At 74.3% G+C, this 12446-nt stretch carries 9 protein-coding genes; 5 read left to right on the forward strand and 4 right to left on the reverse strand.

Translation table 11 applies throughout. The annotated features are described in order from the left end of the window. Positions 1-64: 64 nt before the first annotated feature. Positions 65-697 (reverse strand): LysE family transporter, encoded by a 633-nt coding sequence (locus ACFZDE_RS35030; protein WP_391207305.1) that lies wholly within the window; start codon positions 695-697, stop codon positions 65-67. A 351-nt stretch (positions 698-1048) separates the two neighbouring features. Here ACFZDE_RS35030 and ACFZDE_RS35035 point away from each other — a divergent pair, with 351 nt between their 5' ends. The 3 genes from ACFZDE_RS35035 (at position 1049) to ACFZDE_RS35045 (ending at position 3092) form a co-directional block, all read left to right on the forward strand. Further along, entirely contained in the window at positions 1049-2245 is a 1197-nt protein-coding gene (locus ACFZDE_RS35035) for a cytochrome P450 (protein WP_391207315.1), read from the forward strand. A 14-nt stretch (positions 2246-2259) separates the two neighbouring features. Next, a complete protein-coding gene (locus ACFZDE_RS35040) occupies positions 2260-2457 on the forward strand; it encodes a ferredoxin (protein WP_391207326.1) in 198 nt (65 codons plus the stop codon). Positions 2458-2555: 98 nt separating this feature from the next. Further along, the gene (locus ACFZDE_RS35045) at positions 2556-3092 is read left to right on the forward strand and encodes a flavoprotein (RefSeq protein WP_391207355.1); all 537 of its coding nucleotides are present in this window, start codon (positions 2556-2558) and stop codon (positions 3090-3092) included. A gap of 156 nt (positions 3093-3248) precedes the next feature. Here ACFZDE_RS35045 and ACFZDE_RS35050 read toward each other — a convergent pair whose 3' ends face one another. Beyond that, complete coding sequence (locus tag ACFZDE_RS35050) at positions 3249-4091, reverse strand: phytanoyl-CoA dioxygenase family protein (protein ID WP_391207364.1); 843 nt, start codon at positions 4089-4091, stop codon at positions 3249-3251. 204 nt (positions 4092-4295) lie between these two features. On the opposite strand from ACFZDE_RS35050, the gene ACFZDE_RS35055 reads away from it, so the two are divergent. Then, a complete protein-coding gene (locus ACFZDE_RS35055) occupies positions 4296-5147 on the forward strand; it encodes a helix-turn-helix domain-containing protein (RefSeq protein ID WP_391207941.1) in 852 nt (283 codons plus the stop codon). Between the two features lie 375 nt (positions 5148-5522). Next, complete coding sequence (locus ACFZDE_RS35060) at positions 5523-8504, forward strand: ricin-type beta-trefoil lectin domain protein (RefSeq protein WP_391207381.1); 2982 nt, start codon at positions 5523-5525, stop codon at positions 8502-8504. Positions 8505-8536: 32 nt separating this feature from the next. Here ACFZDE_RS35060 and ACFZDE_RS35065 read toward each other — a convergent pair whose 3' ends face one another. Next, positions 8537-9796 carry an SLC13 family permease gene (locus tag ACFZDE_RS35065; RefSeq protein ID WP_391207957.1) on the reverse strand — a complete coding sequence of 420 codons (1260 nt, stop codon included), beginning with the start codon at positions 9794-9796 and terminating at the stop codon, positions 8537-8539. Positions 9797-9921: 125 nt separating this feature from the next. Continuing rightward, a complete protein-coding gene (locus ACFZDE_RS35070) occupies positions 9922-12303 on the reverse strand; it encodes a SpoIIE family protein phosphatase (RefSeq protein ID WP_390999300.1) in 2382 nt (793 codons plus the stop codon). Between the last annotated feature and the right edge of the window lie 143 nt (positions 12304-12446).

A 12446-nucleotide genomic window follows, 5' to 3' on the forward strand; every position in this document is an offset into this window, starting at 1 on the left:
GTCCTCAACATCCGTACCCCACGGAATCATCCGTACCGGGCCGGATCAGGCCGGAAAGCGCCCCTCACCCCGGCGTGAGCGCCATCCGCACGGCCAGAGCGGTCATCACACCGCTCGCGACCAGTGCCGTCGCCAGCCGCCCCCGGTGGCCGGTCAGCGCGCGGCCCAGCAGGGCGCCGCTCCCGGCCAGCAGCAGCTGCCAGCTCGCGGAGGCGGCGAACGCGGCCAGCACGAACACACCCTGCTCCGCCGGACCGGCCGGTCCGGTGGCGCTGGAGCCGAGAACGAGGGCCGCGAAGTAGACGACGGTGGTGGGGTTCAGCAGGGTGATGCCCAGCAGGCCCAGGTAGGCCCGGGCGGGGCTCGGGGGAGCGGGGGAGGTACGGGTCGCGAGCCGGTGACCGTGGTACTCGCGCAGCGCGGTGACGGCGCCCCGTGCCGCCAGGGCCAGCAGTACCGCCACGCACACCCAGCGCAGCGGCCCGAGCACCGGCCGCAGCGCGGACGCCACAGCGGTGCCCCCGAGGGTGGCGGCGAGCGCGTAGAGCCCGTCGGCGGTGGCGACGCCGAGCGCGGCGCAGACGCCGGTGCGCAGGGTGGTGCGGGCGGTGAGGGAGACGAGGTAGGTCCCGACGGCGCCCACGGGGACGGCGATGCCGTACCCGGCGAGCAGCCCCGCGACGAGCGCGGCCGTCATGACCGCGGCGGTGTCGGTCCTCCCCGGCGGCCGGTCTGCTGCTGTCGGCCCGCGGCAACGGCGGCGGCGGACGACGGCAGGGTGACGGTGAACGTAGGCATGGCCGGATCCTGGGCCATGCCCCACCGCGGCGACAACCGGTTTTCGAACCGGCACGCCGTCGCGCACCCGCCCCGCCAAGGATGTCGAACCCGCAACCCGCCACTGCGAAGCCGATGTTCGAACGGGAAGGCGGCATTCCCCGGCCATCTTGGAGGCGTCGGCGATCTGGCCGAACTTCGCGTCGCCCCATAGATGCCTGGGGCATCTAATGAAGATCGGTACGACGCACTACTCGTCTGCGAGGTCTTCATGAAGGACACGACCGCACCCGTCGCCTTCCCTCAGAGCCGGACCTGCCCCTACCACCCGCCCCCGGCCTACGACACACTGCGCACCGAGCGCCCCCTGACCCGCATCACCCTCTTCGACGGACGTGAGGCATGGCTGGTCAGCGGGCACGCCATCGCCCGCGCACTGCTGGCCGACCCGCGTCTGTCGTCCAACCGCGACCGGCCCGGCTTCCCCGTCCCCACCAAGCGCTTCGCCGGGATCCGCAACCGCAGAACGGCCCTGCTCGGCGTCGACGACCCTGAGCACCGCGCCCAGCGGCGGATGGTCGTCGGGGACTTCACCCTCAAGCGGGCCGTCGAACTCCGGCCACGCATCCAGGAGATCGTGGACGAACGGCTGGACGCGATGATCGCCGCGGGCCCGGTCGCCGATCTGGTGAGTGCCTTCGCGCTGCCCGTGCCGTCCATGGTGATCTGCGCCCTGCTCGGCGTTCCCTACACCGACCACGACTTCTTCGAGACCCAGTCGCGACGGCTGCTGCGCGGTCCCGAGGCCGCCGACGTGATCGACGCCCGCGACCGGCTGGAGACGTACTTCGGCGAACTGATCGACCGCAAGCAGCGGGACCGGGGCACCGGACTCCTGGACGACCTGGTCCACCGGCAGCTGAGCGAGGGCGACCTCGACCGCGAGGGCCTGATCGCCATGGCCCTCATCCTGCTGGTCGCGGGGCACGAGACGACCGCCAACATGATCTCGCTCGGCACCTTCACCCTGCTCCAGCATCCCGAGCGGCTCGCCGAGCTGCGCACGGACCCCGGGCTGCTGCCGGGCGCGGTCGAGGAGCTGATGCGGATGCTGTCGATCGCGGACGGCATGCTGCGCATGGCCGTGGAGGACATCGAGGTGGCCGGGACGACGATCCGCGCGGGCGAGGGCGTGGTCTTCGCGACCTCCGTCATCAACCGCGACGAGTCGGTCTACCCCGACCCCGACACGCTCGACTGGAGCCGCCCGGCCAGGCACCACGTCGCCTTCGGCTTCGGCATCCACCAGTGCCTCGGCCAGAACCTCGCCCGGGCCGAGCTGGAGATCGCCCTGCACAGCCTCTTCGACCGGCTGCCCACCCTGCGCCTGGCGGCTCCGGCCGAGGAGATCCCCTTCAAGCCCGGCGACACCATCCAGGGGATGCTGGAACTCCCCGTGACCTGGTAAGAGGCTTCCCCCACATGCACATCGACATCGACCAAGGTATCTGCATCGGCGCCGGCCAGTGCGCCCTGACCGCCCCGGACGTCTTCACCCAGGACGACGACGGCTACAGCACCCTGCTGCCCGGAGCGGAGACCGGCGGCAGCCCACTGCTGCGGGAGGCGGCCCGGGCCTGCCCGGTCAGCGCCATCACCGTGTCCGAGACCGTGGGCTGACCCCGGAGCTCATCCGGCGCCCAGGAGCCGCCGGGCCGGATCGCGCGCCTCGGCCGCGGGCTCGGCGCTCCTTCCGGGCAGTCGCTAGGGTTTCCCGGATGACCGCACAGGCCGCCCGTACGCCCTTCCTCTACGCCGTCGTCTGCGCCGCCGGGGTCGCCGCGGACGTGAGCAAGCTGATCACGGCCGCTCAGGAACGGGACTGGGAGGTGGGCGTCATCGCGACACCCGTCGCGATGAACGGCTTCTTCGACACATCCGCCGTGGAAACCCAGACCGGCCGCCCCATACGCTCCGCCTGGCGCGCTCCCGGCGAACCGCGTCCCTTTCCGGCACCGGACGCCGTGGTCGTCGCCCCCGCCACCTTCAACACCGTCAACAAATGGGCGGCCGGCATCGCCGACACCCTGGCCCTCGGCACCCTGTGCGAGGTCGCGGGGCTCGGGGTGCCGATCGCCGTCCTGCCGTGCGTGGCCGACGCACTGGCCGCCCACCCCGCCTACCGGGACAGCGTCGAACGGCTGCGGGGGATGGGCGTGCGGTTCGGCGAGCCGTACACGGGAGAGCCGGGGGAGGACGGCGCCCGGCCGGAGTTCGGGTGGGAGCGGGCCCTGGACCTGGTCGGACGGGGCTGACGGCCGCACGCGGCCGGGGCGGTGACGGTCCGTCCGGCACTCCCGCCGACCACGACTTCGAGCGTGGTCGAACACGTACGCTCCCCGTGACGGCGGAACTGCAGAGCCCGTACGGTCCCCACCCCATCGCCGGGCACTGAACGGGTCACTCCGGGCTCAGTGCGGTGCCCGCGGTTCGAACTCCGTTCCGCAGGGGCCCGCCCCCTCGCTCTCGGCCAGCTCCACCCTCGCCCCGCTCATCTCCAGCGTCCGGTAGTACCGCCCGATCCGCTCCGCCGACCGGCCCACGTAGTGCCCGATGAACGACCTGCGGAACCGCTCGGCCGCCCGGTTCGGCTGCGAGCCGTGCACCAGGCTCCCGTTGAAGAACAGGACGTCCCCCGGCGCCATGTCCACCGGAACCGGGGTCAGCCCCGGCGGCGGCGGGACGTACTCCCGGGCGAAGGACACCTCGGAATCGGCCAGTTCCGGGCAGAACACGTCCATGCGGTGGGTGCCCGGCACGACCTCAAGGCCGCCGTTCTCCCGGTCGATCACATCGCACGCCACCCACGCGGCCACACAGGTGCCCGGCTCGACCCGGAGATAGAAGTTGTCCTGGTGCAGCGCCTGGCCCCGGGCCCCCGGCGGCTTGAAGTAGAACATGCTCTGCGCGGCCAGCACCTCCTCCCCGAGGAGCGCCTCCAGCACCGTCCGCAGCCGGGCGTCCAGCAGAACCTCGCGGGCGAGCCCGTCGATCTCGTGCGGGTGCATCACCCGCGGCCAGACGTGCAACGGGTCGGCGCCCTGCCCTTCCTCGGCCCGCGGCTCGTAGTGCCCGGGCACCGGACCGGCCGCCCGCAGCGCCGCGAACCCATCGCACAGCCGGTCGATCTCCTCGGGCCCGAAGAGCCCGCGCACCACCGTGAAACCGTCCTCCTCGAACCCCTCCCGGTACCGCCGGAGCCCGGCGGGGTCCAGGAGGGAAGCGCCGACGGCGCCGTTGCCCATGACTGTCATGAACGCACTCCTCGGTCAGGTGTCCTCGCTGGGAGACGCTAGGCCCTGCACATGTCGAGGAGGATGCCCGTGGGAGCTGACCAATTGCCTGACACTGCTGGAGACGGAGCCGAGGGAGCCGACGGAGCCGACGGAGCGGACGGAGCGGACGGGGATCTCGGGAGCACCCGGGGCGGTGGGGATCCCGCGCCGCCCCCCGGACTGGTGGTGCTCGGTCACTTCGACCAGCCGCCCGGCTACGGCGTCAACCGGCCGCACGGATCCGCGAGCTGGCTCTTCACCTGGACCACCGCGGGCCGGGGCCGGCTGTGGCAGGGCGGTGCGCGGATCACGGCAGGCCCCGGCGACCTGGTCGTGCTCGCGCCCGGCGTCCCGCACGGATACGCCGTCGAGCCCGGCGCCCGGCACTGGCGATTCTGGTGGGCGCACTGCCAGGCCCGCCCGTCCTGGGCGACGTGGCTGCGGCCGTACGGCACCGGCGACGGGACGTACGCGGTCACCTCCACCCCCGCCGGGGTGCACGGCCGCGTCGGGACGGCGTTCCGGCGGATGCACGCCGACGCCCGCTGGACCGGCACCGAGGCGCCGCCCGACGCGGCACCCCCGAACCGGCAGATCGCCGTGGCGCACGGCAGCGCGGCACGTGAACTGGCCCTGTGCGCCCTGGAGGAGGTCGTCCTCCTCACCACCGCCGGCGCCCGGCCCACCGCGCCCCGGCCCGGCCTCGACGCACGGATCCGCCGCGCCCAGGAGCTGATCGACGCCGACCCGGCGGCCCCGCACACCGTCCGCTCGCTCGCCGGGGGCGTCGCGCTCTCGCCCTCGCGCTTCGCCCATCTGTTCAGCCGCCAACTGGGCCAGTCGCCCATGCGGGCACTGCGCGAGGCGCGGCTGCGCCATGCCGCCCGGCTGCTGGAGAGCACCGACCTGCCCGTGGAGCGCGTCGCCGCGGCCTCGGGTTTCGTCAGCCCGTTCCACTTCAACCGCGCCTTTCGCGAGCGCTACGGGTCCCCGCCCGGCGCGTACCGCACGACGCACGGGGCCGGGCCCGGCTGAGCGGTGCCATTGGTTTCGCGGCGGGGCCGGAAAGGCCGGCGCGGAGAACGCGGACGACGGTGTGAGCTGCTGTTCAGGCGGTGCGTCAATGGTTTGCCGGGCCGGGGGTGGAGGGAGCGAATGCGAGCAGGGAAAAGGGGGCGGGAGGCGTGGAAATGCCTTTCGCTCACTTGATTGACATTTTGTCAAAAGGCGTTGACCGTGCACGCAATGCTCGAAACCGACGGTTCACTTGTTCCCTCTTGCTGAGCTGTGCAAAGGTGTGCCCTGTCGGCGTGTCCACAACACGCCGTTCTTTCGTATGCGCGAGGCCGCCGGGCCGGCATACCCCTTGGTATGGACTTTATTCCGTATGTCCTTGAGAGGAATGCAGCCTTGAAAGACGCAAGCCCGTCGAATTCCCCGGTCTCGGCCCACGGGTTCGGTGCGACGGACGAGCAACTCAGCGCGGAGCTCAGGAAGTGGACCGGGGCGTCGCCCGCACTTCACCCCGTCGGCGAACTGCTGGACCGGCACTGGGAGGCGGCCTTCGCCTACGCCCGGCTGTGCACCGACGGCCCGCGCTCCGCGGGAATGCTCACGACCGCGGCTTTCACCCGCCTGTTCGGCGAGACGCTCCGGCAGAACGGCCCGACCTCCGCGTGGCGGCCCCACCTGCTGCTCACCGTGCGGCGTATCGCGGCCGAGTGGGCCGGCGACCACCGGTGCGACACGCTCCACCCCGACCTGCTCGCGGGGACCGGCGGCGGGGACCGGCCCGCCTCCCGGCTGCTGCCCTCGCCGCGCAGGCGGCTGCTGTCCGGGGCGTTCCAGCGGCTGCCCCAGTCCGCGCGCTGTCTGCTGTGGCACGTCGAGGTCGAGGCCGAACCGCTCCTCTCCCCGGCCGCGCTGCTCGGACTGGACGAGGAGGGCGCACGGGTCGAACTGGGCCGGGCCCGGGACCGGCTGCGCGAGGAGTCCCTCCAACTGCACCGTGAACTCGCCCCCGACGAGGAGTGCCGCCGCTATCTGCGCCTGCTCGACGTGACGTACCGGCGTGGAGGGCTCGGCATCGACCCGGATCTACGCGCGCACATCGAGGGCTGCGGGCACTGCGACGCCGCCGCCGACCAGCTCGACCAGTTCAATCACGACCTCGGTGTCGCCTTGTCGGAAGCGGTGCTGGGCTGGGGCGGACGGGAGTACGCGCAGCGCCGGGCGCACGAGGCCGGGGGGAGCGCCGGGGGTGGCCGGTGTGCCGAGCGGCCCGGGCCGACGCCCGGCCCGACCGCCGCCGTGATGCCGCCCGGCGCGGCCCGCGACCTGTTCCCGGACCCGGTCGCCCTGGCCCGCGAGGTCTTCCCCGACCCGGTCGACCTGACGTACGAGATCATCCCGGACCCGGTCCGCCCACCGAGCGAGCCCCGCCCGGGCGCGGCGGACGGGGAGCCCGAGGCGCCCCGGGGTTCGGTCGGTGCGGCGGGCGCGGCGTTCCATGGCCCGGCGGCCGGGGGCCGTGGGGCGTTCCCGGGTTCGGTCGGTGGGGCGGGTGCGGCGTTCCCTGGCCCGGCAGGTGGGAGGCGTGAGACGCCCCCGGATGCGGTCGGTGGGGCGGCTGCCGAGTTCCCCGGGCCGGCGGATGGGGGCCGCGAGGCCTTCACGGACCCGGTCCGCGCACCGCGCGAGACCCGTCCCAGGCAGGCGCGTGGGAGGCGCAGGAGGTCCACGCGTTCGGCCGGTGGCCCGGCAGACGGGGTGCGCGGGGCGTTCGCGGATCCGGTGGGCGGGGCGACTGCGGCGTTCTCCGGGCCGGTGGGCGGGGCGCGCGAAGTGTTTCCCGGTCCGGCGGGTGGGGGCTCTGAGGGGTTCCCGGGTTCGGGCGGTGGTGCGACCGCGGCGTTCTCCGGTCCGGTGGGCGGGGCGCGCGAGGTGTTTCCCGGTCCGGCGGGTGGGGGCTCTGAGGGGTTCCCTGGTTCGGGCGGTGGTGCGACTGCGGCGTTCTCCGGTCCGGTGGGCGGCGCGCGCGAGGTGTTTCCCGGTCCGGCGGGTGGGGGCCCTGAGGGGTTCCCGGGTTCGGGGGGTGGCGTGGGTGCGGCGTACCCGGGTCCGGCAGGCGGCGGCCCGGCGGCGTTCCCGGATCCTGTCGGCGGAGCCCCCCACGCGCCGCGCGAGGCGTTTCCGACGTCCGGGGACTTCCCGGCGGGGCCGGCTTCCCCCGGGGCGGCCGGCCAGGGGAGTGACGTCTTCCCCGACCCGGTCGGCCTGGCCGGCGTCGTCGGGGAGTCGTTCACCGACCCGGGCGGCCCGGCGGCCGTACCCCCGCCGCCCATGAGGCCCCCAGCCGTGCCCCCGGTCGGCGCGGACGCCTCCCTGCCACCCGCCCCCACCCCCGCCCCCCGCGGCGAAGGCCCCCGGACCGCCGCGCGCAGATCCGCCCAGAAGGCGGCCCGCCGTACCGCCCGGCGGCGCAACCTCACCGCGGGCGTCCTGACCGTCAGCGGGCTGGTCGTCCTGCCGCTGGTCCTGTGGTCCACGGGCGGCAACGGCGACGGCGCACCGGCCGGTACCGACCGGCCCACCGGGGAGGCCCCCGACCCCGACGCGGGCGAGGCGAGCCGCGACCCGTCCTGGGCCGGTGCGGGCGACGCCGAGAAGGGCGCCCTGCGCGGCCGGCTGCACAACGTCTCCTCGGACCTGTGCGTGGGCATCGACGGCAAGAAGGCCGTGGCGGGCGAGGAGGCCGAGCTGACGGCCTGCACCGCGGACGCCACCCAGCAGTGGACGTACGAGACCGACGGGCTGCTGCGCAACGGCGCGGCCCCCGACCTGTGCCTGGACTCGCGGCTCGGATACTCGGTGCGGCTGGCCCCCTGCGCGGGCGCGTCCCGGCCCGACCCGAAGCACATACGCTACGACTTCACCCTGCAAGGCGCCCTGGTGCCCCGCTCGGACCAGGACCTGGCCCTCGCCCCGGCCGCCACCGACGGCTCGGGAGCCCTGGTTCTCAAGGCCCGGTCGGACGACGAGGTGCAGCGCTGGGTGATCGACACCTCCAAGGCCGACCTCCAGATGGAGGCCGTCACCTGGAACGCCCCCGTCCCCGCACCGCGCCCCACGCCCCCGCCCACCCCGACCCCCACCCCGTCGAAGACCCCCGAGCCCACCCCCACACCGTCCGCGACGTCCCCGCAGCCGACGCCGAGCGGCCCGGCCGCCACCGAGCCCCCCTGCGACCGCTACGGCCACTACTGCGACTCGGACGGCCGGTACGGCAACCCGGGTTACGGCTACCCCGGCTACGGCTACCCCGGATACGGATACGGCTACGGCGGGTACGGGCCCGGCGGCTACGGATACGGCGGAGACGGCCGCCGCTGAGCCGAGCGGAGCGGACCCGTCCCGGACCGGGCTCAGGCCCCCACGACGGCCAGCGACAGCCACAGAGCCATCACGGCCGGCACCAGCGCCGCCGGTGTGGCGAGCAGCCCGAGCCGGGTGAACTCCCCGAGCCCGACCCGGTGCCCGTGCTGCTGCACGATCCGCCGCCACAGCAGGGTCGCCAGCGATCCGGCGTAGGTCAGGTTGGGGCCGATGTTCACGCCGAGCAGCACCGCCAGCACGGCGCCGGGGCCGGACCCGGCGGTCAGCGGCAGCAGCACCAGCACGGCGGGCAGGTTGTTGATGAGGTTGGCCAGGACGGCGGCCACCACGGCCACGCCCAGCAGCGTGAGCAGGCCCGTTCCGCCGGGCAGTACCCGCCGCAACGCGTCGGCGAGCCCGTGGTCGACGACCGCGCGCACGACCACGCCGAGCGCGAGCACGAACGCCAGGAAGGCCGGGGCCGAGGACCGCACCACCGTCAGGGGGGTGGCCCGCCGCCGCACCAGCGCCCGCCCGGCCAGCACCAGCGCACCGGCCAGCGCGGCCCACGCCGGTGCCGTCCCCACGGCGGAGGCCACCACGAACCCGGCGAGTGTGCAGCCGACGGTGACGAGGGCGAACATCGGGAGCGGCTCGGGACGCGGCTCGGCGGCGGGGGCGGGGAGGGGCGCGGCGAGCTCCTCGTCGAAGAAGCGCCGGAACACCAGGTACTCGGCGGCGATCGCGACCAGCCAGGGCAGCGCCATCAGCGCGGCGAAGCGGGTGAAGCTCAGCCCGCTCGCCGTGAACGCCAGCAGGTTGGTCAGATTGGAGACGGGCAGCAGCAGCGAGGCGGTGTTCGACAGATGGGCGCACGCGTACAGGTGCGGCCGGGCCCGTACGCCCATGCGGGTCGCGGTGGCGAGCACCACCGGAGTGAGCAGGACGACGGTGGCGTCCAGGCTCAGCACGGCTGTGATGACGGACGCCAGCGCGAACACCGCGGTCAGCAGCCGGGTCGGGCGCCCCGCGGCCCAGCGGGCCATCCACGCGCCGCACGCGGTGAACAGCCCCTCCACGTCGCAGAAGTGCGCCAGCACCAGTACGGCCGCGAGGAAGCCGACCACGGGCCCCAGGCGCTGGATCTCCTCCCAGGCATGAGCGGGGGAGATGACTCCGAGGGCGACGGCGACCCCGGCGGCGGGCACGGCCAGCACGGCTTCCGGCAGGCCCTTGGGGCGGGCGACGGCCCAGGCGAGCACGGCGGCCAGTAGCGCCACGGACAGGACTTCGGCGAGCGGGGTGTTCAGGGCGGGGTCCTCCGGGGCGCGATCAGGCGGTGCCCGCACATGAAACCAGGCGTCGGTAAGAGACCCTCGGCGGCCCTCGCGGCCCTGGCCGGGCACCCCGGGCCCGGCCAGGGCCGTCGGTGACTTCAGATCTCCTCGCCGAGCAGGGCCAGCTCCGCCCAGATCGTCTTGCCCTCGCCGGTGTGCCTGCTGCCCCACCGCTGGGTGAGCTGGGCGACCAGCAGCAGCCCGCGGCCCCCCTCGTCCCAGGTCTTGGCCCGGCGCAGGTGCGGGGCGGTGTGGTTGGTGTCGGACACCTCGCAGATCAGGGTGGCCGCGTCATGGATCAGCCGCAGCCGGATGGGCGGGGCGCCGTAGCGGATGGCGTTGGTGACAAGCTCGCTCACCACCAGCTCCGCGGTGAACGTGGCCTCGATCAGCCCCCAGCGTTCCAGCTGGTCGACGACCTGCTTGCGGATGGGCGCCACCAGTGCCGGGTCGGCGGGGATGTCCCAGGTGGCGACCTGGGCGGACGGCAGGCCCCGGGTGCGGGCCAGCAGCAGGGCCACGTCGTCGCTGGAGCCGCCCGGCGGGAGCAGCGTGTGCAGCACCCGGTCGCACATCTCGTCCAGGGAGCCGGAGGGCGCCGACAGCGCCTCGCGGAGCATCCGGCCGCTCGCGTCGACGTCCCGCTCACGGCTGACCAGCAGCCCGTCGGTGTGGAACGCCAGGACGCTGCCCTCCCGCAGCTCCACCTCCGCGCACTCGAACGGCAGCCCCCCGACGCCCAGCGGCGGCCCCGAGGGCAGTTCGAGCTGCCGCGCCGGGCCGTCCGGCGGCACCAGCAGGGGCTGCGGATGGCCGGCCCGGGCCAGGGTGCAGCGCCGGGAGACCGGGTCGTACACCGCGTACAGACAGGTCGCGCCCACTTCTCCGGTGCCGTTGTCGACACCGGACTCCTCGGACAGCCGGACGACCAGGTCGTCGAGGTGGGTGAGCAGTTCGTCGGGGGCCAGGTCGATGTCGGCGAGGGTGCGCACGGCGGTGCGCAGCCGCCCCATGGTGGCCGAGGCCTGGATGCCGTGGCCGACGACGTCGCCGACGATCATGGCGACGCGCATCCCGGACAGCGGGATCACGTCGAACCAGTCGCCCCCGACGCCGGAGCGGGTGGCCGGCAGGTAGCGGGAGGCCGCCTCGACCGCCACCGTGTGCGGCAGGGTGCGGGGCAGCAGGCTGCGCTGCAGCGTGAGGGTGGTCTCGCGCTCACGGGAGTAGCGGCGCGCGTTGTCGATGCAGACGGCGGCCCTGGCCGTGACCTCCTCGGCCAGCAGCACGTCGTCGGGGGTGAACGCCTCGGGACGCCGGAAGCGGGTGAACACCGCCACCCCGAGGGTCGTGCCCCGGGCCTGGAGCGGGACGGACATCGTGGAGTGGATGCCGTACTCCTGGATCCGCTGGAAGCGCACCGGGTCCCAGGCCAGCCACCGCTCGAGGTCGCCGGAAGCGGCCACGACGGTGTGCCCCGCGACCAGCGAGGCGGCCTGCGGGGAGTTCTCCGGGTAGACGTCCACCTGCCCGGGCTCGGCGACGGCCTCGGGGCTGCCCTCGTTCACCGACTGATGGGCGGCCCGGCGCAGACTCAGCGGCGGGATCGGCGGCCCCGCGGACTCGCCGCCGTGCTCCCGCGGGTCGAGCAGGTCCACGCTGACGAAGTCGGCGAGCGCCGGGACGCACACGTCCGCCAGTTCCTGGGCGGTACGGGTGACGTCGAGGGTGGTGCCGATGCGCACGCTCGCCTCGTTGACCAGCTGCAGCCGCTCGCGCGAGCGGTACTGGTCGGTGAAGTCGTGGGCGGTCACGCACACGCCGCGCACCCGGCCCGCCCCGTCGGTGAGCGGCGCCATCCGGGCCAGCCACGCGTGCGCGCCCCGCTCCTCGCCGGACGCCTTCATGTAGGTCTGCATGTCCTGCCGCCGGCCGGTGCTCAGCACCCGGCGCAGATTCTCCTCCAGCTCGGCGTTGGGCGGCCGGCTGCCGACGTCGGTGGGCTTCAGTCCCACCATCCGCCCGGCGGGCAGTCCCAGCAGTTCGGCCATGGCCTCGTTGACACCGCGCAGCCGCAGCCGCTCGTCGAAGATCATCGTGGCGCAGGGCGACTGCGTCAGCGCCATACGCACCAGCGGGTCGTCCGCGAGCGCGTGGTCGGCGGCCTCCGGCGGGGACACCGCCAGCCAGTCGATCGCCTCCGCCGCGTCCGGCGGTCTGCGGTGGGCGAGCACCCAGAGGGTGACGGAGTGGCCGTCGCGGTGGCGCAGGGTGACGGTGCCGCTCCAGCGGGCGTCGTCCGGCACGGCCGGCGGGTCCGCACCGTCGGCCAGCAGGTCGGCGGCCGGGCGGCCCACGACCTCGGCGGCCGTGTGGCCCAGCAGACGGCGGGCGCCCTCGCTCCACTCGGTGAGCGTGCCGTCGACGGCGATGACGGCACGGGCGGCCACGCCATCGTCCAACGCCTCGTCCGGACTCATCGTCGCGACTCCATACGGACACTCACAGTGAACAGGGACGCCAGTTGAGTTCCAGCGTAGTCCGTGGGCGCCCGGCGTGAACGGGTAACCCCGGTGCCGCCCGCCCGGCCGGGGCCACGGCACAAAAGGGGCCGAACCCGCCT

The sequence above is a fragment of the Streptomyces sp. NPDC007929 genome, assembly GCF_042959065.1.
Classification (GTDB): Bacteria; Actinomycetota; Actinomycetes; order Streptomycetales; family Streptomycetaceae; genus Streptomyces.